At 50.9% G+C, this 26,179-nt stretch carries 3 protein-coding genes; all 3 read left to right on the forward strand.

Going from position 1 to position 26,179, the window contains the following annotated elements:
- The first annotated feature begins 13 nt into the window (after positions 1-13).
- The 3 genes from CXL14_RS13805 to CXL14_RS13815 are packed head-to-tail and all read left to right on the forward strand — an operon-like array spanning position 14 to position 26,177.
- Positions 14-7,711 (forward strand): non-ribosomal peptide synthetase, encoded by a 7,698-nt coding sequence (locus tag CXL14_RS13805; RefSeq protein WP_032864058.1) that lies wholly within the window; start codon positions 14-16, stop codon positions 7,709-7,711.
- A 15-nt stretch (positions 7,712-7,726) separates the two neighbouring features.
- Positions 7,727-15,376: a non-ribosomal peptide synthetase gene (locus CXL14_RS13810; protein ID WP_040221733.1), complete on the forward strand. Its 7,650-nt coding sequence runs from the start codon at positions 7,727-7,729 to the stop codon at positions 15,374-15,376.
- Positions 15,377-15,401: 25 nt separating this feature from the next.
- Positions 15,402-26,177 (forward strand): non-ribosomal peptide synthetase, encoded by a 10,776-nt coding sequence (locus CXL14_RS13815; RefSeq protein ID WP_014418071.1) that lies wholly within the window; start codon positions 15,402-15,404, stop codon positions 26,175-26,177.
- Positions 26,178-26,179 lie beyond the last annotated feature (2 nt).

The following is a 26,179-nucleotide window of genomic DNA, read 5'->3' on the forward strand; positions in this document are numbered from 1 at the left end:
GTGTGTGGCATTCGTGACACAAGCGACAGAAATTCAAGATATTTACCCTTTATCATATATGCAGGAAGGCATGCTGTTTCATTCGCTTCTGGATTCCGGATCAAACGCATATGTCGAGCAGATTTCATTTACAGTCAGCGGGGATTTATGCATTGATACATTCCAAAAAAGTCTGGATATGCTTGTCAGCCGCTATGATATTTTCAGAACGATTTTCATAAAAGAAGTGCCTGACCTTGAAGGTCCGCAGCAGGTTGTCCTTTCACGCCGTGACACAGCCGTACAGACTGAGAACATTTCAGACTATTCGGAAGAACGGCAGCAAAGCATCATTGAGGAATTCAAGGAAACCGACCGGAATAAGGGCTTTGATCTGCAAAAAGGCCCCTTAATGCGCCTGACTCTTTTTCAAACGGGAGAAAACCGCTATACATGCGTTTGGACTCACCATCACATTATGATGGACGGCTGGAGCTTGGGCATTGTGCTGAAAGATTTCTTCAGCATGTATTATGCGATCCGGAACGGGCGGCCTGTAAACCTCGGCAGTCCGGCTCCTTACAGCTCTTATATCAAATGGCTCCGAAGCCGGAATAAAGAAGAAACGTCAGCGTTCTGGTCGCGCTGCTTGGAAGATTACGGAGAAGTCGTTTCCGTCCCGCAAACGAAGAATAAGCCGGCGCAAAACGGTTATGCATCTGAGCATTTTCAATTTTCCCTTGAGTCTGAAACCGTGCAAAAGCTGACAGACATTGCCCGAAGCACCGGGGTCACGCTGAATACTTTATTTACGAGCATTTGGGGACTGCTTCTCCATCGTTACAACGGCACTGAAGATGCGGTATTCGGTTCAGTTGTTTCCGGCAGGCCGTCAGCTATCAGCGGCATCGAATCCATGGCCGGGCTGTTTATCAATACCGTGCCGGTAAGGGTGCGCGCGGTTGGGGATATGACTTTTTCTTCTCTTCTCAAAAAGGTGCAACAAGAGTCACTCGCTGCGGAAGAGCACAGCTATTATCCGCTGTATGACATCCAAAACGAGAGCGGTCTGCAAAAAGATCTCTTGAACCATATCCTGGTTTTTGAGAATTATCCGGTTCAGATGCAGGCTGCGGTAAACGGCTGGCAGCAAACGGAAAGCAGTGCGCTCTCACTTGAAAACTTTTCGATGGCGGAGGAAACCAATTACGATCTTAACGTCGTCATCGTTCCGGGAGAAGAGTTTTATGTGAAATTCAGCTACAATGCGGGCATCTACGATCGGGAAGACATGAAACGGATCAAAGGGCATATTCTGGAGGTCATCTCCTGTGTAACGGAAGATCCGGACAGGCTTTTATCAAGCATCAGTCTCGTGCCTCCGGAGGAAGAAGCCTTGATTCATTCGTTTAACGAAACGAACCGTCCGTACCATGAGACAACCGTTCATGGGCTGTTTGAAGAACAGGCGGCAAAAACGCCTGACCAAGAGGCGTTGAGATATAACGGGGTAAGCTGGAGCTACAAGAAATTAAATCAGCGGGCGAATCAGCTTGCACATGCGTTAAGGGAAAAAGGCGCACGCCCCGATCAGATCACCGCTGTTATGCTGCGCCGATCAATGAGTACGGTTGCCGCTCTGCTCGGAATTTGGAAGTCGGGCAGCGCCTATATGCCGATTGATGCGGAATTTCCGCCTGAACGGATTTCATTTTTACTGAGAGACAGTGAAGCCTCACTGCTCGTGACTGAAAAAGGCCTGCTCCCCCTCATTCCGCCGGATTTCAAGGGCAGTGTCGTCATCATGGAGGAAACGGTTTCCCAGCAGACCGCACCGCTTCCGCCGGTATCTGACAGCGGAAATTGGGCGTATGTCATTTACACCTCCGGAACGACAGGCCGGCCGAAAGGGGTGCTTGTACAACACAAAGCGATCAGCAATACATTGCAATGGCGGCGTGAAGAATACGGGATGACAGAAGGGGACATAGCGCTTCATCTTTTTTCATACGTATTTGACGGGTCATTAACGAGTCTTTTCACTCCGCTTCTGTCGGGCGCCTGTGTATTGTTAACTGATGAAGATGATGCGAAAGACGTCCTTTCAATAAAACAGAAAATCACCCGCCACGGAGTGAGCCATCTTCTGATCGTTCCGTCTCTGTATCGCGTTCTGCTTGATTCGCTGACGAAAAAGGATGCGCAGACGCTTCGGGCGGTGACATTTGCCGGGGAAGCGGCCACTCCTGATATCGTGGAAGCGAGCCGCAACATATGCCCGAATGCCGAGCTGCTGAATGAATACGGACCGACGGAAAACAGTGTGGCCACGACAATTCTGCGCAACCTGCAAAAAAGCAGCCGGATTACGATCGGGCGCCCGATTGCCAACACTTCTGTCTATATGATGCACGGAGATCGGCTGCAGCCGGTCGGAGCCGTCGGTGAACTGTGTATTTCCGGAAAAGGTCTGGCGGACGGATATTTTCAGCAAAAAGAGCTGACGGACAAAGTCTTTACCCCTCATCCGTTTCATGAAGGTGAACGGCTGTACAGAACGGGAGATGCAGCCCGATTTTTACCGGATGGAACGATTGAATATATGGGACGCTTTGACGATCAGGTCAAGGTAAGAGGTTACAGAATTGAATTAGGAGAAATCGAAACGGCACTCAGAAGTCTGTCCGGGGTAAAAGAGGCGGCAGTCACCGTGCGCAAAACGGCGGACGGGGAACAGGAGCTTGCAGCTTATGTCGTACTGCAAAACGCAGGTGTGACATTTAAACCGCACGCTGAATTGGCCGGGAGATTACCTGCTTATATGATACCGGGAAGCTTTACCAAATTAACGGAGATGCCGCTGTCTGTGAGCGGAAAACTTGATCGGGCCGCACTTCCTGAGCCGAAAGAAGCTGAGAGAACCGGTGATTATCAAGCTCCGCGCACAATGCTTGAGACCGAGCTGCTGTCTATTTGGCAAGAAGTGCTGAAACGGGAACACATCAGTATGAGAGATGATTTCTTCCAAATCGGCGGACAGTCGCTGAAAGCCGCGTCGCTTGTTTCAAACATACATAAACGGCTCCAAATTGAACTTGCCGTCCGCCATGTTTTTGAACATCCGACCATCGAGAGCATGGCCCGCTTCCTTGAACAGAGGAAAAGAGGAGAATATGCAGAAATCACGCCTGCTGTGGCAAAGGACTTGTACCCGCTATCTTTTGCGCAAAAAAGGCTCTATGCTCTTCATCAGCTTGCAGCGGACAGTACGGGCTATCATATGCCCGCTTGTCTGGAACTGAGCGGCAGACTCAACCGGGATCGGTTGCACGAAGCCTTTTCAGCGCTGTTACAAAGGCATGAAGCGTTACGCACTTCATTTGTTTTACGAAACGGGGAGCCGATGCAGCACATACATTCACATGTCGATCTTGACCTCACAGAGATTCACATGCCATCCGGGAACCTTCTTCAAGAGGTGATGGAAACTTTCGTCAAACCGTTTGACGTGGAAAAAGCGCCGCTTTTGAGAGTGACTTTAGCCAAAGTTACTGAAGAACATCATTTTCTGCTGCTTGATATGCATCATCTTATCGCAGACGGTGTGTCAATGAGCGTTTTGATTCAAGAATTGACGGATTTATACAGAGGAAAGGAGTTGCGGCCGTTAAAACTCCAGTACAAAGATTTTTCCGTCTGGCAGCATGAGCGGTTTGCCGCTGAAGAATTCAAAAGACATGAGCGTTATTGGCTGGAGACGATCGGGGAAAACATTCCCGTACTTGATCTGCCGCTCGATAAAAAGCGCCCGCAGCTTCCTGATTTCAGCGGGTCCATTGTTCGAACGCGCCTTCAAAAGGAATCGGCGGAGAATTTGCGCCGGCTCATGGATGAGACAGGTTCGACGCTGTATATGATTCTTTTGGCAAGCTACTCCTTGTTCCTTTCTAAATTGAGCGGGCAGGAAGACATTGTCGTCGGTTCACCTGCGGCCGGCAGAAGCCGCGCTGAGCTTGACGGGGTCATCGGCATGTTTGTAAATACCGTGGCAATGAGAAGCAGGCCGAAAGGGGATAAGACATTCCGCGCTTATTTAGAAGAGGTGAAAATGCTCGCCCTCGGCGCGGCCGAACATCAGGACTTCCCGTTTGAAGAACTTGCCCAAAAGCTTGATACACACCGGGAAGTCAATCGCAATCCGCTGTTTGATGCCATGCTCGTTTTGCAAAACAGTGATGATTTCGAAGTAAACCTTCCGGGCTTAGTTGTTTCTTCACATGCAGTGAAGCATGACATTTCAAAATTCGACTTGACGCTTCATGCCGAGGAACGGCCGGATGGCTCACTGGATTTTCATTTTGAATACAGTACCGCCTTGTTTGAAAAGGATACGATCGAACGGTGGGCCGGTCATTTTAAAGAGCTTTTAGGACAAATCGCATCGGATGATGAGCGGAAGCTGTCTGACATTTATTTGCTGGGCATAAACGAGCGGCAGATGCTTCTTCAAGCGGAAAATCAAACGGCGGAGTATCCGAGGCATGAAACGATCGTCAGTTTATTTGAAGCACAGGCGGAAAAAATGCCGGATCAAATTGCAGCCGTCATGTCTGATGAGCGTCTCACCTACCGCGAGCTCAATGAAAAGGCGGATCGAATCGCCGATATGCTGTCGGAAAACGGCATCCGCTCCGGACAGATTGTCGGAATTATGACCGAACGATCTCCGGATATGCTGATTGGGATTCTCGGTATTTTAAAAGCGGGAGGAGCTTATCTGCCGATTGATCCTGACTATCCGGACGAGCGGATTTCATTTATGCTGACTGACAGCGGCGCGCGTGTTCTGTTGACGCAATCGGGTCTTGGGATATCCGGTATAGATGGTTTGCCGGTTTTATACATCGATAAGCCTGAATCCGTTTCAGCAGACAGAACGAAAGAAATGATAACGCCTGAACAGCCGGCTTACGTGATTTACACATCGGGCACAACAGGAAAACCGAAAGGCGTTATGACGGAACACCGCAATGTCATCAGCCTTATCACACATAAAGGACTGCCGTTTGATTTCGGCTCTGAAGACGTCTGGACGCTGTTCCACTCCTATTGCTTTGATTTTTCTGTATGGGAAATATTCGGCGCGCTCTTATACGGCGGAAAGGTGGTTATCGTGCCGAAAGAAACTGCCCGTGATCCGCATTTGTACCGGCAGCTGCTGCAAAGTGAAGGCGTAACGGTGCTGAACCAAACGCCGACGGCTTTTTCCGGACTCATTCATGAAGAGGCCGGGCATACGGACAGGCTAAAGCTTCGATATGTCATTTTCGGCGGAGAGGCGCTTCAGCCCGGCATGCTGAAAAGCTGGAAAGAGAAGTACCCGGAGACGGAGCTTGTTAATATGTACGGTATTACGGAAACCACGGTTCACGTCACATGCAAAAAACTGAATATGGATGATATTGAGAGAAACAAAAGCAATATCGGCAGACCGCTGGAAACCCTCCATGCTTTTGTCGTGGATGCCTATATGAATCCGCAGCCGATCGGAATTCCCGGTGAGCTTTATATCGGCGGAGAAGGCGTCGCGAGGGGATATGTAAACAGGGATGATTTAACCGCCTCCCGTTTCATCACGAATCCGCATGTTTCCGGCATGCGGCTCTACCGGACGGGTGATATCGCAAAAAGGCTCACAAATGGCGAGCTGGAATATGTCGGGCGAAAAGATGCGCAAGTAAAAGTCAGAGGCCACAGAATTGAGCTGGGAGAAATTAAATCAGCGCTGCAAGAGCTTTCCTCCGTGAAAGAGGCAGCCGTGATCACACGTGCTGATCAGCATGGTCAGCACTCCATTTACGCATACGCGGTCTTACACGGAAACGAAAAGATAAAAGAAGCAGAGATTCAGGCCTCTCTCAGAGCTTTTCTGCCGGAATATATGATTCCCGCCCGCTTGATAGAGCTTGATGAACTGCCTTTGACGGCGAATGGGAAGCTGGACGAGAAGGCGCTCCCGCAGCCTGAATTAAATGATAGCCTTGGAGATGATATCAGCCTGAGAAATGAAACTGAAGAAATGATGGCTGACATCTGGGAAGAACTCTTAGGTGTTGAAGGACTCGGCCCCCATGCTCACTTCTTCCATCTCGGCGGGGATTCGATTAAAGCGCTGCAAGTATGTGCGAGGCTGAAACAGCAGGGCTATGAAACGACCGTCCGCGAGCTGTTCGAGCATCAGACACTGGGAGAAGTATCGATGCGGCTCCGGAAAGTCCGCCGCGTGATTGATCAGGCTCCCGTCACGGGAGACGTGCCGCTGACGCCGATCCAGCACTGGTTCTTGTCGCAATCATTGCCGCATGATCATTTTAATCAGTCGGTTATGCTCCGCAGTGCGGACAGAATCAATGAATCTGCTATGAGAAAAGCGCTGGCACAGCTCGCGGTTCATCATGACGCATTACGGATCGTATGCGGCACGCAAAACGGATCGGTGACTCAATACAACAGAGCGGAAAACCTTTCTGAAGAAGAACTCTTTACGTTTGAAACGCATGACGTGAGAGGGAAAGGGTCATTACAAGAGGAGCACGCCGCAATTGAACAGGCGGCCGCCCTTATTCAAACTTCCATTCGGCTGGAGACGGGTCCGCTCGTAGCTGTCGGATTATTTCACGCTAATGATGGCGATCATCTGCTGCTTTCCATTCATCACCTTGTCATTGACGGGGTGTCATGGCGGATTTTATTTGAAGATCTCACCGCATGCTACAGGCAGGCGCTCGAAGGAAAAGAAACCGCGCTTCCGGCAAAAACCGATTCCTATCAGACTTACGCGAAGCAAATCTCTGATTATGCAAAAAGCCGCCGGCTGTTACAGGAAGCAGACTACTGGTCCGAAAGAGAAAAAGCGGCGGTCGAACCGCTTCCGAAAGATGCCCGCATCTCTTCCAATCTTCTGAAAGATACAGATGTGATGACCGTTACATTGACAAAACAGGAGACTGAGCAGCTGTTAACGGAAGCGAACAGAGCATACACAACAGAGACGGGTGAATTATTGCTTGCCGCGTTAAGCCTTGCGCTGAACAGATGGACTGGAAACGAGACATTCAAAATCAGCATGGAAGGCCATGGAAGGGAAGAGCACTTGGAGCATCTTGATATCAGCAGAACCATCGGCTGGTTTACGTCAATTTATCCGGTATTGGTTGACGCAAGTTTTCAAGATCAGACTGATGACGGCGAGCGTCTCGGTTATCACATTAAGCGGACAAAAGACATGATGCGCCGCATTCCGCATAAAGGAGCGGGATACGGGGTGCTGAAGTATATAAGCAAACTCTGGGAAGAAACTGAATCTGATTCTCCTGAAATCAGTTTTAACTATCTGGGACAGTTTGACCGGGAAATCCGTTCCAGCGGCTTCGGTGTTTCTCCCGTAAAAGCGGGAAATGAAGTCAGCCCGGACTGGGAACGCCCGTACACACTTGATATCAGCGGCTCCGTATCGTCGGAATGTCTCAGCATGCATGTCGTGTACAACCGTTTTCAGTATCAAAAAGAAACGATTGAAGTTTTGACGGGATATTTTCATGCCTTTCTCAAGCAGATCATCTCGCATTGCACAGGCAAAGAGGAGCGTGAATGGAGCGCCGCTGATTTCAGTGACGAGGAGTTAACGCTGGAAGATCTGAGTGACATTATGGGAGCCGTCAACAAACTATAGAAAAGGAGTGGCGCAATGGGGCAGCAACCGGAAATACAAGATATATATCCTTTATCTTTTATGCAGGAGGGCATGCTTTTTCATTCTCTGTTGGATCATGACTCAAGAGCCTACTTCGAACAAGCGGTGTTTACGATCAACGGACAGCTTGACCGGGAACGATTCCAAAAAAGTATAGATGCTGTTTTTGAACGATACGATATTTTCCGTACGACATTTATTCATAAGAATGTGGCGAAGCCCCGCCAAGTCGTGTTGAAAAACAGGCCGAGCCGCGTTCAGTTCCATGATATTTCTCATTTGGACGAGAAGGCACAAGACAAATATGCCGACCGGTTCAGAAAAGAAGATAAAGATAAAGGCTTTGATTTGCAATCAGACCCTCTCATGAGAGTCTCCATTTTGAAAAAAGCGCCTGAACGCTATGTTTGTATATGGAGCCATCATCATATCGTCATGGACGGCTGGTGCTTCGGAATTGTCATGAAGGAATTTCTGATGATCTATCAATCTCTCGGAGACGGACGGCTCCCGTCTCTCGAGCCTGTTCAGCCATATGGAAAGTATATTAAATGGCTCATGAAGCAGGATCGTAAAGAAGCCGAGATTTTTTGGAAAACGAGACTTGCCGATCTTGAGCAATCGGCGTCTCTTCCGAAAAAATCTGCAGAACCAAATGGCGAACTTGAGCAGGCGGTTTTCACCATTTCGGAAGAGCAGACAAATGAGCTGAAAAACATTGCGGCAAGGGCGGGAGCAACGCTGAATACAGTGTTCCAGGCACTGTGGGGCATGTTGCTGCAGCGTGTCAGCCGCTGTGATGACGCCGTTTTCGGTTCTGTCGTTTCCGGCCGGCCGTCGGATCTCGCAGGCGTGGAAAAAATGGTGGGACTGTTTATCAATACGATTCCCGTGCGGGTGAAAAGCGGTTCATTATCTTTTCTGGAGCTCGTCAGGCATTTGCAGCAGGAGACGCTGCAAGCAGAAGCGTACAGCTATTATCCGCTGTATGACATTCAGGCGCAAAGCCCTTTGAAGCAAGCGCTGTTTGACCACATTATCGTGTTTGAAAATGTGCCGGCCCAGCGTGAAATTGAAAATGTGAGTCAGGCCGGTTCATTTGATTTTGCGGTAGAAGATTTCACGATGGAGGAAGTCACAAACTACGGATGCAGCATAAAGGTGATTCCGGGAAGTTCTCTTTATATCCGCTTAAACTTTGATACCGGTATATACGATCGTGTTTTTATGAAGAATATTGAAACATTTTTACGGCATATGATGAAGTCAGTCATTTCCGCCCCTGAAATGAGCGCCTCCGAGATCGCATTGCTGGATGCGTGTGAAGCCAGAAATATGCTGGATGCGTTTAACCGTACAGAAGCGGTTGAACCGCCGGCTCCGACGCTTCACGGGCTGTTCACCCGCCGCGCCGCGCTTTCGCCGCATCGTCCTGCGCTCCGTTTTCCGGGCGGTATGCTGACGTACGCCGAGCTTGACCAGTACACAGACAGGCTCGCCGTTTGGCTCCGCCAAAAAGGCGTCCGCAAAGAAAGCATGGTCGGCGTACTCGCTGAACGCTCGCCGGAGATGGTGGTTTCAGTGCTTGCCGTGTTAAAAGCGGGCGGCGCCTATGTGCCGCTTGACCCGGACTATCCTGAGGACAGGCTGCGCTATATGCTTGATGACTGCGGCGCCTGCCTCCTGCTTGCACAGCCGGGGTTATCCCTTTCCGGTTTTTCCGGAGAAACGCTAGAAGTGTCTCTTTCTTCTTTGACAAGTGAGACGGAGACAGGGGCTGTCTCTGAAGAAGCGGATGCTGATTCGCTCGCTTATATCATTTATACGTCCGGTTCGACGGGAACACCGAAGGGAGTGGCTGTTGAACACTGTCAGGCCGCCGCCTTTTTATCAGGGATGCAAGGGCAGTTCCCGTTAACGGAAGAGGACATCATCGTGCTGAAATCATCCTTTTCATTCGACGCCTCCATCTGGCAATTGTTTTGGTGGACGATGTCCGGCGCCTCCGTGTATCTGCTTCCTGCCGGATGGGAGAAAGATCCTGTGCGGATGATTGAAGCGTTTGCCTCAGAAAAGGTGACGACCGCGCATTTTATTCCGGCGATGGTCAACAGCTTTTTAGACGCGCTGGAAACAGAGCCTGAGGAAACAAGAACACGCCTCGGCAGAACACTGACACGCGTGTTTGCCGGAGGGGAAGCTCTTTCCCCGCTTACGGCTGCCCGGTTTGCCGATCTGTTGCCGGAGACCATGCTTATTCACGGCTACGGACCGACAGAAGCGACGGTTGATGCGGCGTTTTACGTCTGTGACCGAAAACGGGACAGCGGACGGACAAGGCTTCCGATCGGAAAACCCGTTCCTGGTGCCCGTCTGTATGTATTAGATAGCGGAGGAACCATCCAGCCTGCGGGTGTGGCAGGAGAGCTTTACATCGCAGGGACAGGGGTGGCCCGGGGCTATCTGAACCGGCCTGAGCTGACGGAGGAGCGTTTTCTCGATGATCCGTTTTATCCGGGCGAGCGCATGTATCAGACGGGCGATATCGCACGCTGGACAGAAGATGGCCTTGTCGAATGGCTCGGCCGTTCAGACGGACAAGTGAAAGTCCGAGGCTACCGGATTGAACCGGGGGAAATCGAAGCGGCGATCCGGCGCATCGACGGCATTCGTGAGGCGGCAGTCACCGCCCGGACCGAACACGGCGAAACCGCGCTTTACGCTTATATCGAAGGACGGGAAAGCGATGACGTGCGGGCGGAGCTTGCGACACGCCTTCCGGCCTACATGATGCCGGCTCAGTTCATAGAGATGAGCGAATGGCCGGTCACGCCGAGCGGAAAGCTTGACCGCCGCGCACTGCCGGCTCCCGGCGGAGCGGCAGACAGACGGGCGTACACCGCCCCGCGGAACGTCACGGAAATGAAGCTTTGCGCCCTCTGGGAAGAGGTGCTGAAAAACGGCCCCGTCGGCATCCGGGATCACTTTTTTGAGCGGGGCGGCCATTCGTTAAAAGCGACGGCTCTCGTCTCCCGCATCGCCAAAGAATTCGGTGTTCAGGTGCCGTTACAGGACATCTTCGCCCGGCCGACGGTGGAAGAGCTCGCTTCGGTTATTCAGGACTTGGAAGAGAGCCCGTATGAAGCGATTCAGCCTGCGCAAAAACAGGACACCTACCCGGTGTCTTCGGCGCAGAAACGGATGTATGTGCTCCAACAGCTTGAAGACGGCGGTGTCGGCTACAATATGCCGGCTGTGCTGGAACTGACGGGCCCGCTTGACCGCGGCCGGCTGGAGGAGACGTTCCGGCAGCTTGTGGAGCGGCATGAGTCGCTCAGAACGTCCTTTGAAACGGGGCCTGACGGCGAACCGGTGCAGCGCATCCATGACAGCGTGCCGTTTCAGCTGGATGAGGCCGAGTCAGCTGACGCATTCGTCCGGCCGTTTTGTCTGGAGGAAGCGCCGCTCTTCCGTGCGGCCCTCGTGAAAGAATCGGATGAACGTCATCTTTTATTAACGGATATGCATCATATTATTTCTGACGGTGTGTCCGTCAACACCTTGATTAAAGAATTCGGCGAGCTGTACGCAGGCCGTTCGCTTGCGCCGATGCGCCTTCAATATAAAGACTATGCCGTCTGGCAGCGGTCGTTTCAGGAGAAGGAAGGATTTCAGAAGCAGGAAGCCTACTGGCTGAAGCGGCTTGAAGGCGAGCTTCCGGTGCTTGAGCTTCCGGCTGACAAGCCCCGTCCGGCTGTCAGAAGCTTTGCGGGCGGCAGCGTATCATGCACGCTTGACGCTGAAACCGCATCCGGCCTTCACCGCATCGCCCGGGATCACGGCTCCACTTTGTATATGGTGCTTCTCGCCGCGTACAATACGTTACTCGCGCGATTGAGCGGGCAGGAAGACATCATCGTCGGCTCGCCGATTGCCGGGCGTCCGCACAAAGACCTTGAACCGATTCTCGGCATGTTCGTCAACACGCTGGCCATCAGAACGGAGCCGAAAGGAGACAAACGGTTTACCGATTACTTGGCGGAAGTCCGCCAGGCGGCGCTTGAGGCGTATGAGCATCAGGACTACCCGTTTGAGGAGCTTGTGGAGCGGCTCGGCGTGCAGCGGGACATGAGCCGCAATCCGCTGTTTGACGTTATGTTTGTGCTCCAAAATATGGAGCGTGAATCCCTGGGGTTAAATAAGCTGCATTTGGCTCAAGCTGCGGATACAAGTCATAAAACCGCAAAGTTTGATGCCACGCTTTACGCGTCAGAAGGGTCTGACGGTTCCATCAGCTTTGATTTTGAATTCAATACAGATATCTATCAAAAACAGACAATTGAAAAATGGCTTTCTTATTTTACCCGTATTCTTACAAAAGTAATTGAAAACCAAGCGATACCGCTTGGTGACATTCACGTACTGGATGATGCTGAAACAAATCGCGTCATTTATCAGTTTAATCAGACGAAAAGCGATTACCCAAGACACGAAACCATCAGCCGTTTATTTGAGCGGCAGGCAAAAGAAACCCCCGATGCCCGGGCAGTTGTATATGATGGACAAATCTTGACATACCGTGAGCTGAACGAACGGGCTAACAGAATAGCGGCGGCTCTCCGATCAAATGGCGTCGGTCCGGAAAGCGTTGTCGCCTTATTAACCGGCCGCACAACAGAGCTTGCTTCCGGAATCCTCGGAATATTAAAAGCGGGAGGCGCCTACTTGCCTATCGGTGACGATGTGCCGCGGGAACGGGCTGAATGGATGCTTAAAGACTGTAAAGCTGATATTCTTCTCCAATCTGATAAACTTGACGGTCTGCCGCTTTCAGGAAAACGTTTATTCATAGAGGATATTCAAACAAAGGCCGGCTTGAGTTCGGAAAATCCCGAACCGCTCGGCGGACCTGAATCATTGGCCTACATGATTTATACGTCCGGGTCAACAGGTGCGCCAAAAGGCGTCATGATTGAACAGCGAAGCGTGATCCGCCTTGTGAAAAACAGCAATTATATTGATTTTACGCCGAAAGACAGACTGTTGTTTACTTCATCATTAGGATTTGACGTTACGACATTTGAAATATTCGGTCCGCTTTTAAACGGCGCTTCTTTATATGTAAGTGACCAGGAAACCTATCTCGACTCTGATGTTCTGGAAACATTTATACAGCAAAACGGCATTACGACACTGTGGCTGACATCGTCTCTGTTCAACCATTTATCAGAACAAAATAAAGACGTGTTTTCCGGATTATCCCGATTGATTATCGGCGGGGAAGCACTGTCCCCGAGCCATGTAAACCGGGTTCGGAATGCGCTGCCGCATCTCTCAGTATGGAATGGATACGGACCGACTGAAAACACGACGTTCTCGACTTGCTTTTTGATTGAACAATCATACGATCATTCAATCCCGATCGGGCGCCCTGTCGGAAATTCAACCGCATATATCATAAACGGCAGGGGAACACCGCAGCCGATCGGCGTCATCGGCGAATTATGCACTGGCGGAGACGGTGTGGCAAGAGGATATTTCGGCCGCCCTGAGCTGACGGAAGAAAAATTTGTCCCCAATCCTTTTGTTCCCGGAGAACGGATGTACCGCACCGGAGATTTAGCCCGCTGGCTGCCGGACGGAACGATCGAATATGCCGGACGGATGGATGATCAAGTGAAAATCCGCGGTTATCGGGTCGAGCTGGGAGAGATTGAAGCCGCACTGAGGAGCCTGGACGGTGTGAAAGAAGCTGCCGTGTCAGTCAGAACCGGGCAGTCCGGCAATAAAGAACTGATCGCATATATGAGTCTGCAGGCGGACATGGATACAGAAAAAGTGCGTTCTTCACTGTCTAAGCAACTGCCGAATTACATGGTTCCGGCCTATATGATGGAACTTGAGAAGCTGCCGCTTACGCCGAACGGTAAATTGGATCGGAAAAATCTGCCCGAACCGGAGCTCGCGCTTCAAACCGCGTACACAGCTCCCCGCAATGAGCTTGAAGAACAGCTTTCCGTGATCTGGCAGGAAGTGCTCGGCACAAAACAAGTCGGGATTGAGGACTCATTTTTTGAGTTGGGCGGCGATTCAATCAAAGCGCTGCAAGTTTCCGCACGGCTCGGACGCTATGGGCGGAAAATGACGGCAAGCGACTTATTCCGGCATCCGTCCATTAAGGAGCTCGCGCCACTTATCCGGAAAGCGGAAAGAGTCATCGATCAGCGGCCGGTGGAAGGAGACATACCTTGGACACCCGTTCAGCACTGGTTTTTATCACAGCGGATGGAAAACAGAAATCATTTCAATCAGTCCGTCATGATGTTCAGCTCTGACGCATTGCATAAACAGCCGCTCAAAGAAGCCTTGGAGCATCTTGTCATTCATCATGATGCACTCCGGATCACCGTCAGTGCAGAAAACGAAAGTTTCAGACAAATCAATCACGGTATTCAAAAAGACGAACTGTACACCTTGGACATTTGGGATATGTCTGGGACAGATACTTGGGAAAGAGAAATAGAAACTGAAGTGGCTGCGCTCCAACAGCGGATGGATATTGAAAAAGGCCCGTTATTAAAAGCCGGCTGGTTCAAAACCCGGTCCGGAGATTATTTATTCATCACCGTACATCACCTGGCGGTTGACGGAGTGTCATGGCGTATTTTGCTGGAGGATTTATCTGCCGCTTACACTCAAGCTGTAAAAGGTCAGCCGGTCCAGCTTCCGCCAAAGACCGATTCGTTTAAGCAATACGCTGAAAGGCTTTCAGAATACGCAAAAAGCAGCAAGCTGATGCGTGAAGAGGAATATTGGCGTTTTATTGAAGAAGAAACAGCCGCCGAACTTCCTTATGAAAAACCGCAGCATCAGACGGGAGCCGACAGCATTCGGCAAACGGTAAGCTTTACGCTTACAGAAGAAGAAACGTCCGTTTTGCTTCAGCAGGTCAACCGGGCCTACCATACCGATACGCAAGATATTCTTCTGACTGCCGCAGCTTTGGCTTTACGGGACTGGACAGGGGGCGGCAGACTGCGCATCGCGATGGAAGGGCACGGGAGAGAGCACATCATGCCGGAGCTCGACATCAGCCGCACCGTAGGCTGGTTTACCTCCATGTATCCGGTGCTCATTGACTTGAACACAGCAGGCGCTGAGCTTGGAACGGCGGTAAAAACGGTCAAAGACACACTCGGAAGAATACCGGATAAAGGAATAGGCTACGGCATTTTAAAATACATGACACCGCCTGAACAAAAAACAATCCGCTTCAGACAAGCGCCTGAAATCAGCTTTAACTATTTAGGGCAATTCAATGATACAGAAGATCAGCACACGTTCAGTCTGTCCGGTCTTGCAAGCGGGCACGACATCACGCCGACATGGCAGCGGGAACAAGCGGTGGAAATGAGCGCGATGGCCGCACAAAACAAACTTCACTTCAGTTTGAGCTATCCGCCGAGCCGCTTCCGCAAAGAAACGATGGAACAGCTGCTGCAAACTTTACAGCAATATTTGCGTGATATTATGGCGCACTGCACCGGCAAAGAGGAAGCAGAAAAAACCGTTAGTGATTTTAGCAGCAAAACGTTAACATCTGATGATTTGGACAGCATAGCGAGTTTTGTCGAGGAACTGTAGAAAAAGGCGACGGGGAGATTATAACATGACAAAAAAGAATGCAATTCAGGATATTTATCCGCTGTCTTATATGCAGGAAGGAATGCTTTTTCATTCCCTCCTGCAAAAGGAATCACAGGCTTACGCCGAGCAGGCCTCCTTTTCAATAACGGGGAAGGTTGACACCCGCGTGTTTGAAGAGAGCGTTCATGCCCTTTTCGAAAGACATGATATTTTCAGAACGATCTTTATCAGCCAGAACGTGTCAGTGCCGCAGCAGGTCGTATTAAAAGAGCGGAACGTCAGCATCATTGAGGAAAATCTCACCAATTTAAACAAGGCTGATCAAATCAAGCATATTGAAGAAGCCAAACGAAGAGACCGTAAGAAAGGGTTTCATCTGCAAAAAGACATGCTGATGCGGGTGACGCTGCTTCAAACCGGTGAATGTGAATATACGTGCATATGGAGTTTCCATCACATCATTATGGATGGCTGGTGTCTCGGAATCGTGCTGAAAGAGTTCTTCCAGATATACGCCTCGCGGCTCCGCCGGACACCGTTAACGCTTGAGCCCGCTGTGCCGTACGGGACCTACATCAAGTGGCTGATGGAGCAAGATAAAGAAAAAGCCGCTTCGTACTGGGAGCGGTACCTTGAAGGCTTTGAGCAGCAGACTGTTCTGCCGAAGCAGAAAAAATCCGGCGAAAGCAGACAAGAGGAAGTGACGTTTTCCTTTTCAAAAGAGGACACGGCTAAGCTGAAAGAGCTGGCCGTAAAAGAAGAGGTCACGCTGAGCACCATTTTCCACACGCTCTGGGGCATTTTGCTTCAGGCGTATAACCAGACAGAAGATGCGGTTTTTGGTTCTGTCATTTCCGGAAGGCCGTCTGAAATCGAAGGCATCGAGCGAATGATCGGCCTGTTTATTAATACCGTGCCTGTCCGGATCAGCGGGGCAAACATCCCGTTTCAAAAGCTGATCAAAAATGTGCAAAAGGATGCTTTGAAAGGACAGGCATACAGCTATCATCCGCTTTATGACATACAGGCGAATTCACAGGTAAAACAAGGCTTAATTGACCACATTCTTGTCTTTGAGAATTATCCGGTTGAACAGGAGCTTGATGTGCTGAACAGCAAGGGGGACACGAAAGACCTTTTTCACATCCATGATTTCAGCATGGAAGACGAAACCAACTACAGTTTTTACCTGATGGTGGCGCCGGGTGACGAGATTCACTTGAAAATGAGATACGATTCAAGCGTGTATGACCGCCAATTTATTGAAAATATCAAAGGCCATTTGGCACACATCGTCTCCCAAGTTCTCGACAAACCGGACATCACGCCGGACAAGCTTGAAATCATCACTCCAGGGGAAAAAGTGCAGCTGCTTGCGCCGATTTCTGAAGAGACCGAAAAGCCTGAATATGACACGGTTCATGCAATGTTTGAACGGCAGGCCGCAAAAACGCCGGATCAAATCGCGATTCGGTATGAAGGTGAGTCAGTGACGTACAAAGAGCTGAACGAATCGGCTAATAAGCTGGCACGCCTGCTGAAAAAACGCGGTTTAAAGCGGGAGGAGCCGGTAGGCGTCATGCTCGGCCGTTCCCCTTCTTTAGCGGCGGCTGTTCTCGGTATTTTAAAAGCGGGCGGCGCCTTTGTCCCGATAGATCCGGGCAGTCCAAAGGAGCGTATCCGATATGTCATTGAAAACAGCGGCTGCGTCCATGTTGTAACAGAGCGGCATCAGTCAGTCCCCGCGGAACAAACGCTGCAAGTTACATACATAGAAGAGGCCGGGACGGAAGCGGACGGAAGCAATGTGCAATCCATTAATACGGCGGACGACCTCCTTTATATGATTTATACATCCGGTACGACAGGGAAACCGAAGGGCGTGCTGCTCGAACATAAAAATATGGCCAACCTGCTTTCTCACCAATTGACGAACACAGACATTGATTTTTGCACAAATGTGCTGCAGTACGCATCTTTGGCGTTTGACGTCTGCTATCAGGAGTTATTTTCAGTACTCTTGAGCGGCGGCACCCTCTGTATCGTGCCGGAATCAATCAAACGGGATGTTTCTCAGCTGTTTTCGTTTATTGATCAGCACAACACGGAAGTGGTGTTTTTCCCGACTGCGTTTGTCAAGATGCTTTTCAATGAAGAAGGTTATGCACAGTCTTTTCCCCGCTGTGTGAAGCATGTCATTACGGCCGGGGAGCAGCTGACCGTTTCGCGTTTGTTCAGGCAGACGCTCCGTTTACACGGTATGCATCTGCATAATCATTACGGCCCGTCAGAAACTCATGTGGTTTCAACGTATACGATTTCTGCAGGAGATGACATACCTGAACATCCGCCGATCGGGAAACCGATCCATCATAACAAGATGTATATTCTCAGCAAAAACAGGCAGCTTCAGCCTCTCGGAATTGCGGGAGAATTGTATATTTCCGGAGCGAATACAGGAAGAGGCTATGTGAACAATCCGGCGCTGACCGAAGAGAAATTTTTGCCCGATCCGTTCAGAACGGACGCCGTCATGTACCGGACCGGAGATTTGGCAAGACTGCGTGCGGACGGCCAAATTGAATACATCGGCCGGACAGATGATCAAGTGAAGATCAGAGGGTACCGGATTGAACCGAAGGAAATTGAAACCGTCCTGGCAAATCATCATGCCGTGAAAGAAGCTGCCGTTCTGATTCAAACGAATGAGTCGGGCGAAAATGAATTATGCGCTTACTGCAGCGTCTCACAAGCGACTGATCCTTCTCAGCTGCGAAGAGATTTGGCTAAAGAGCTGCCTGATTATATGATTCCGGTCAAATGGGCTTTTGTTGACGCGATTCCGCTTACTGCGAACGGAAAAGTCGATCAGCGGGCCCTTCCGGAAGCTTCGGCGTACGCAACGGGCCGTCGATATACAGCTCCCCGGAATGTGACCGAGCTGAAGCTTACCCGCATATGGGAAGAAGTGCTTCAAACCGGTCCGATCGGCGTTCACGATCACTTTTTCGAGCTTGGCGGCCATTCATTAAAGGCGACGGCACTCGTTGCAAAAATAGCTAAAGAGTGCAGTGTGCAAATCCCGCTGAGCGATGTCTTCAGCCATCCGACTGTAGAAGAACTCGCCAAAATCATCAGTGAAGCAGAAGAGAACCCGTTCGCATCCATAGAAAAGACAGAAACGAAAGAAACATATCCTGTCTCATCCGCCCAAAAACGGATGTATGTCCTTCACCAGCTTGAAAATGGCGGTGTCAGCTATAACATTCCAGCCGTTTTAGAGGTGAAGGGGCCATTTGACCGAGACAGGATGGAAGCCGTGTTCAAGGAATTGATCCGGCGGCATGAACCGCTCAGAACGTCCTTTGAAGAAAAAAACGGCCTGTCCGTGCAGAGAATTCATGACGAAGTGCCGTTTGCATTTACAAAAGAACAATCAGCCGAAGCGTTTATCCGGCCGTTCGATCTCGGCAAAGCGCCCCTTTTCCGGGCGGGATTTGTCCAAATAGAAAAAGACCGGCATCTGCTTTTAGCTGACATGCATCATATTATTTCAGACGGCGTATCCGTCAATCTTTTGATACGTGAATTCAGTGAGCTGTATGCTGAGAGAAGTCTGCCGCCGTTACGGATTCAATACAAAGATTATGCCGTCTGGCAGCAATCATTTATGGCGGGCGCCGCATATCGGAAACAAGAGGAGTACTGGCTGAACCGGCTTGCCGGGGAGATTCCCGTGCTTGAATTGCCGGCTGATAAGCCGCGTCCCCCGGTGCGGAGCTTTTCCGGTGACCGGGTGTCATTTGTCATCAGCGAAAAACATACAGCACAGTTGAAAAAGCTGGCGAAAGAAAACAAATGCACACTGTATATGACGCTGCTCGGTGTGTACACGGTTCTGTTAGCCCGTTTAAGCGGACAGGAAGATATGATTGTCGGGTCTCCGATTGCCGGAAGGCCTCATGCCGACCTTGACGTCGTTCTGGGCATGTTTGTCAATACGCTTGCTTTCAGGACGCGTCCCGACGGAAGCATGACATTCAAAGAATATTTAAAGGAAGTTCGCCAAACAGCGCTTGAGGCTTACGAACATCAGGATTACCCGTTAGAAGAGCTCGTCGATAAGCTCGGTGTGCCGCGGGACATGTCCCGAAATCCGCTGTTTGACACAACATTTGCGCTGCAAAATATGGAACAGCAGAAGCTTAGGGCAGCCGGACTTGAACTGCAGCCGGCAGACGTCAGCCTGCCGATTTCTAAATTTGACTTATCGCTGTACATCTCTGAAAACGCCGGTGAATTGTACTGCCAGTTTGAATACAGCACCGATTTGTTTAAGAGAAAAACGATTCAAAAATGGGCCGAATTTTTTACGACACTTGCCGAAAACGCCGCGGCTGATCCGGGCTTGGAATTAGACGATATTTCTGTTTTGACAGAAATAGAAGAAGCGTCTCTGCTTCAAGATTTCAGCCCCTTGCAGAAAACAGCGTTTCCGCTTCATCAGTCTCTTCATGATCTGCTGGAACAGCAGGCGGAAAAAACGCCGGACCGTCCGGCGATTTTAACTGATGACATTTCGATTACGTATCAAGAGCTGAACGAAAGAGCGAATGAGCTTGCGCACCGGCTGATTAAGCGGGGGATAAGGCTGGAGGATAAAACTGCCATTATGGGCCGGCGTTCTCCTGATATGCTGATCGGCATTTACGCTGTCTTAAAAGCAGGCGGTGCATATCTGCCGATTGATCCGGATTACCCGAAAGAGCGGATTCGCTTTTTACTGAAAGACAGCGGCGTGAAATTCTTACTGGCAGAACCAGAACTTTTGGCTGCAGATCTTTTTGAGGGAGAAATGATCTCTCTGAAAAGCGGACAAACAGGAAACCCTGAAGCTGCGGCCAACCCCAATGTTCCGGTAAAACCTGATTCATTGGCTTATATCATCTATACATCCGGTTCTACGGGACGCCCAAAAGGCGTGCAGGTTGAACATCAGTCAGCCGTAAACTTTTTATACTCACTGCAAACGCGTTATGGATTAAGTGATTCTGACATCATTTTGCATAAAACATCATACTCTTTCGACGCTTCGATTTGGGAGCTGTTTTGGTGGCCGATCGCGGGAGCTTCTGTTTTCCTCCTTCCGCAAGGAGGCGAAAAGGACCCTGAAATGATACTGAACGCATTGGAGAATAACCGCATAACAGCGGCCCATTTTGTGCCATCCATGCTTCATGCTTTCTTGGAATATATAAATTCCAGAAAACAGCCGATTAAAAAGACCTGCTTAAAAAGGGTTTTTGCCGGCGGCGAACAATTGGGCCCGCACCTGGCTTCCCGTTTTTATGACCTTCTGCCGGGAACGGAATTGACAAATTCCTACGGTCCGACGGAAGCGACAGTAGAAGCGGCGTACTTTGATTTGCCGCAAGGAAAAGAATTTCACAATGTTCCGATCGGCATTTCCGGACATAACATGCGGCTGTATATTTTAAATCAAAAGAAACAGCTTCTGCCGCCGGGCTGTATCGGAGAGCTGTACATCGCGGGGACAGGGGTGGCCCGGGGCTATCTGAACCGGCCTGAGCTGACGGAGGAGCGTTTTCTCGATGATCCGTTTTATCCGGGAGAACGCATGTATCAGACAGGCGATATCGCACGCTGGACAGAAGACGGCCTTGTTGAATGGCTCGGCCGTTCAGACGGACAGGTGAAAGTCCGCGGCTACCGGATCGAACCGGGGGAGATTGAAGCGGCGATCCGGCGCATCGACGGCATTCGTGAGGCGGCGGTCACCGCCCGGACCGAACACGGCGAAACCGCGCTTTACGCCTATATCGAAGGACGGGAAAGCGATGACGTGCGGGCGGAGCTTGCGACACGCCTTCCGGCCTACATGATGCCGGCTCAGTTTATAGAGATGAGCGAATGGCCGGTCACGCCGAGCGGAAAGCTTGACCGCCGCGCACTGCCGGCTCCCGGCGGAGCGGCAGACAGACGGGCGTACACCGCCCCGCGGAACGTCACGGAAATGAAGCTTTGCGCCCTCTGGGAAGAGGTGCTGAAAAACGGCCCCGTCGGCATCCGGGATCACTTTTTTGAGCGGGGCGGCCATTCGTTAAAAGCGACGGCTCTCGTCTCCCGCATCGCCAAAGAGTTCGGTGTTCAGGTGCCGTTACAGGACATCTTCGCCCGGCCGACGGTGGAAGAGCTCGCTTCGGTTATTCAGGACTTGGAAGAGAGCCCGTATGAAGCGATTCAGCCTGCGCAAAAACAGGACACCTACCCGGTGTCTTCGGCGCAGAAACGGATGTATGTGCTCCAACAGCTTGAAGACGGCGGTGTCGGCTACAATATGCCGGCTGTGCTGGAACTGACGGGCCCGCTTGACCGCGGCCGGCTGGAGGAGACGTTCCGGCAGCTTGTTGAGCGGCATGAGTCGCTCAGAACGTCCTTTGAAACGGGGCCTGACGGCGAACCGGTGCAGCGCATCCATGACAGCGTACCGTTTCAGCTGGATGAGGCCGAGTCAGCTGACGCATTCGTCCGGCCGTTTTGTCTGGAGGAAGCGCCGCTCTTCCGTGCGGCCCTCGTGAAAGAATCGGATGAACGTCATCTTTTATTAACGGATATGCATCATATTATTTCTGACGGTGTGTCCGTCAACACCTTGATAAAAGAATTCGGCGAGCTGTACGCAGGCCGTTCGCTTGCGCCGATGCGCCTTCAATATAAAGACTATGCCGTCTGGCAGCGGTCGTTTCAGGAGAAGGAAGGATATCAGGAGAAGGAAGCCTATTGGCTGAAGCGGCTTGAAGGCGAGCTTCCGGTGCTTGAGCTCCCAGCTGACAAGCCCCGACCGGCTGTCAGAAGCTTTGCGGGCGGCAGTGTATCGTGCACGCTTGACGCCGAAACGGCATCCGGCCTTCACCGCATCGCCCGGGATCACGGCTCCACTTTGTATATGGTGCTTCTCGCCGCGTACAATACGTTACTCGCGCGCCTGAGCGGGCAGGAAGACATCATCGTCGGCTCGCCGATTGCCGGGCGTCCGCACAAAGACCTTGAACCGATTCTCGGCATGTTCGTCAACACGCTGGCCATCAGAACGGAGCCGAAAGGAGACAAACGGTTCACCGATTACTTGGCGGAAGTCCGCCAGGCGGCGCTTGAAGCGTATGAGCATCAGGACTACCCGTTTGAAGAGCTTGTGGAACGGCTCGGCGTGCAGCGGGACACAAGCCGCAATCCGCTGTTTGACGCCATGCTTGTCGTTCAGAATATGGAGCATGAGGAACTGCTGTTGGACGGTTTGCATATTCAGAATGCGGACGTGTCCCGTCCGGTTTCCAAATTTGATGTCACTTTGCAGGCTTCTGAAGGCGGGGGACAGATTCATTTTCTGTTTGAATATGCGGCGTCATTATTCCGGAAAGAAACGATGCAGCGCTGGGCTTCCCACTTTATGACGATGCTTGAACACATTGTCCGTGAACCGGAAACTTCTATACAAGCGATCAGCATGCTGACTGCTCCGGAACGGAACCGGATTCTTTCGGACTTTAACGGCATGGCGGATCAACAGCTGCCTGAAAAAACAGTTCATGAACTGTTCATCACCCAGGCGCGAAAAACACCGGATGCGGCAGCCCTTATCAGCGGGGAAACTTTAATCACATATAAAGAATTAGATGAATGGTCGAATAAAATCGCCAGAGCTCTGCAAAAACGGCAGATCGGACCGGATGCCGCCGTCGGCATTGTGATACCAAGATCACCGGAACAAGTCGCGGCAGTCTTCGGGGTTTGGAAAGCCGGGGGCGCCTACGTCCCGATAGATCCTGAATATCCGGAGGAACGCAAGCAATATATCATCTCAGACAGCGGCACAGCGCTTCTCCTTACCGTACACGGCGCAATAGATCAAGTGCCTGATCATTTTAAAGGTGAAGTGCTCGCACTGGAGGATATCCAAGAACAAGACGCATCACCGGTTCAGTCATTATCAGCACCGGAAGATTTGGCTTACATCATTTACACGTCCGGGACGACAGGCAGGCCGAAAGGGGTTATGGTCGAACATCGTTCCGTCAGCCAAACCCTTCAATGGCGGAGCGGATTTTATGATCTGAATGAGAAAGATACGATTCTTCAGCTCTTTTCATTTTCATTTGACGGTTTTGTAACAAGTATGTTCACACCGCTGATTTCCGGTGCGAAAGCGGCCGTTTTAGCCGAAGATGAAGCAAGAGATATTCTTGCTATTAAACACTATCTTGCATCTTACCGCATCACTCACATGATCATTGTACCCGTGCTGTATCGCACACTGCTTGACGTACTGGAGCCGGGTGATGCCGAGTCTCTCCGGATTGTCACATTAGCGGGAGAAGCCGTCGACCAAAACGTTATCAGCCGCAGTTTATCAGTTTGTCCACACACTGAGCTTGCCAATGAGTACGGCCCGACGGAAAACAGCGTCGCCACTACAGCGGCAAGACATATAGAACAAAGTGAGAACATCACGATCGGCCGTCCGATTGAGCATTCACACGTTTATATTTTAAACGGAGATCACCCGCAGCCGATCGGCGTAACGGGAGAACTTTGCATCTCGGGTTCCGCCCTTGCAAGAGGGTACCGCAATCTTCCTAAGCAAACGGCTCAAGCCTTTGTCCAAGACCCGTTCCGGAAGAACCGGCGCATGTACCGCACGGGCGACCTGGCAAAATGGCTGCCGGACGGCACGCTGCAATATATCGGCCGAATGGACGAGCAAGTCAAAATCAGAGGCTACCGGGTGGAACTGAAAGAAATTGAATCCGCCTTAACAGGCATAAAAGGTGTCAAAGAAGCAGCCGTCACCGCTCTGCCCGCATCAGCAGGCCAAACGGAACTATGCGCTTATATCGTGACAGAAGAAGGAACGGAAAGTGAAACCGTGCAGCAGGCGCTCAGAAATGAAATGCCCGCTTATATGGTGCCGGCGTTCTTTGAAACACTTGAAGCCCTGCCTGTCACACCGAACGGGAAGCTTGACCGCCGCGCGCTTCCTGAGCCGCGGAAAAAAGCGCACACCGGACGGGCATTTACCGAGCCTGAAAGCGACATGGAAAAAGAGCTTTCCGCGATTTGGAGCGAAGTGCTCGGGACTGAAAACATTGCCGCGGATCAATCATTTTTTGAACTGGGCGGCGATTCCATCAAAGCCCTGCAAGTATCAGCCCGATTACATCAGGCAGGAAAACAAATCGCCGTAAAAGATATTTTCAGCCGGCCGACAATTAGAGAGCTGGCGCCTTATGTCCGTACAGAGCGGCAGCCGGTCAGCCAAGCTCCTGCAGAAGGAGAAGTGAAGTGGTCGCCGGTCCACAAATGGTTCTTCACACAAGACATGAAGGAAGCAAACCATTTTAACCAGTCCGTCATGCTGACGAGAACAAATTCAATAAATGAAGAGGCCCTGAGGAAAACGTTAAAAGCCATTACCGTTCATCATGATTCCTTGCGCCTTGTCTGCAAAAAAGACGAAGAGAAAGGTCTTCTCCTCTTCAACAGACCGGCTGACCTCGCAGATGAGCAGCTTTACAGCCTGACCATTTTAGAAACGGAAGGCGATGAGCATGAGAAGGAACGTTTTGTAAAACGCCGCGTCGCAGAGCTTCAGAGAAACATGGATTTGGAGAACGGGCCGCTTGTACAGGCGGGGCTGTTCCGCTCCGAAGCAGAAGATTACTTGTTTCTGACGGTCCATCATCTCGCTGTCGACGGGATATCATGGCGGATTTTATTGGAAGACTTGGCTTCTGCTTATGAGCAGGCCGTCTCTGGACAGGAAATCAAACTCCCTCCGAAAACCATGTCATTCAAAACATATACGGAGCAGCTGGCCGATTATGCCGAAAGCAGACAGCTTCTTCAGCAGGCGGAGTATTGGCGGGAGATTGAACACTATGAAACAGAAAGTCTTCCTTACGAGCAGGCAGATTTATCTCAAACTCCTGCAAAAAAACGGAACACGGTATCCTTCACTCTGACAGAAAGTGAAACGGACGCCCTGTTGAAAGATGTGCACAGCGCCTACAATACGGATACGCAAGATGTGCTTTTGGCTTCCGCCGTGCTTGCCGTTCAAAAGTGGTCGCCGCGGCACGCTTTGAAAATCGCCCTTGAAGGACACGGACGCCAATCGGAGCAGGCAGGTGCGGACATCAGCAGGACGGTGGGGTGGTTCACTTCCATTTACCCGGTGCTTTTCCGGAGCGGAGTTTATGAACCTCATGAAGAATATGAAATTCGCACATTGAAAACCGTCAAAGACACATTGCGGCGCATTCCGGATAAAGGGAACGGATACGGCGTCCTCAAATATTTAACACCGCCGAAGCTTGCCGGGATGACTTTCGGGAAAGCACCGGAGATCAGCTTTAATTATCTCGGACAATTCGATGCGCCCGGCGGGAATCCGGCAGAAACGGAACAGCCTGACGCGTTTCAGTTTTCTCCTTTGGGAGGCGGAGATGATGTGACAGATACATGGAAACGGGAGCAGTCACTTGAAATCAGCGCGATTGCGGCAAAAGGCCGGATGACCGTCAGCATTTCCTATGAAACGGAGCGCTTCCGGCAAGATACGATCGAACGGCTGTCCGAAAGCTGCCGGTATTATCTCCTGAAACTGTCGGAACACTGCCTCAGCAAAACCGATACGGAGAAGACCGTCAGTGACTTTGATGATCGGGAGCTGACTGAGGAAGCCTTGCAGGATATTGCCGACTTACTCAGCTTCCACTAAAC

The sequence above is a fragment of the Bacillus sp. SJ-10 genome (assembly GCF_002843505.1).
GTDB lineage: Bacteria > Bacillota > Bacilli > Bacillales > Bacillaceae > Bacillus > Bacillus velezensis.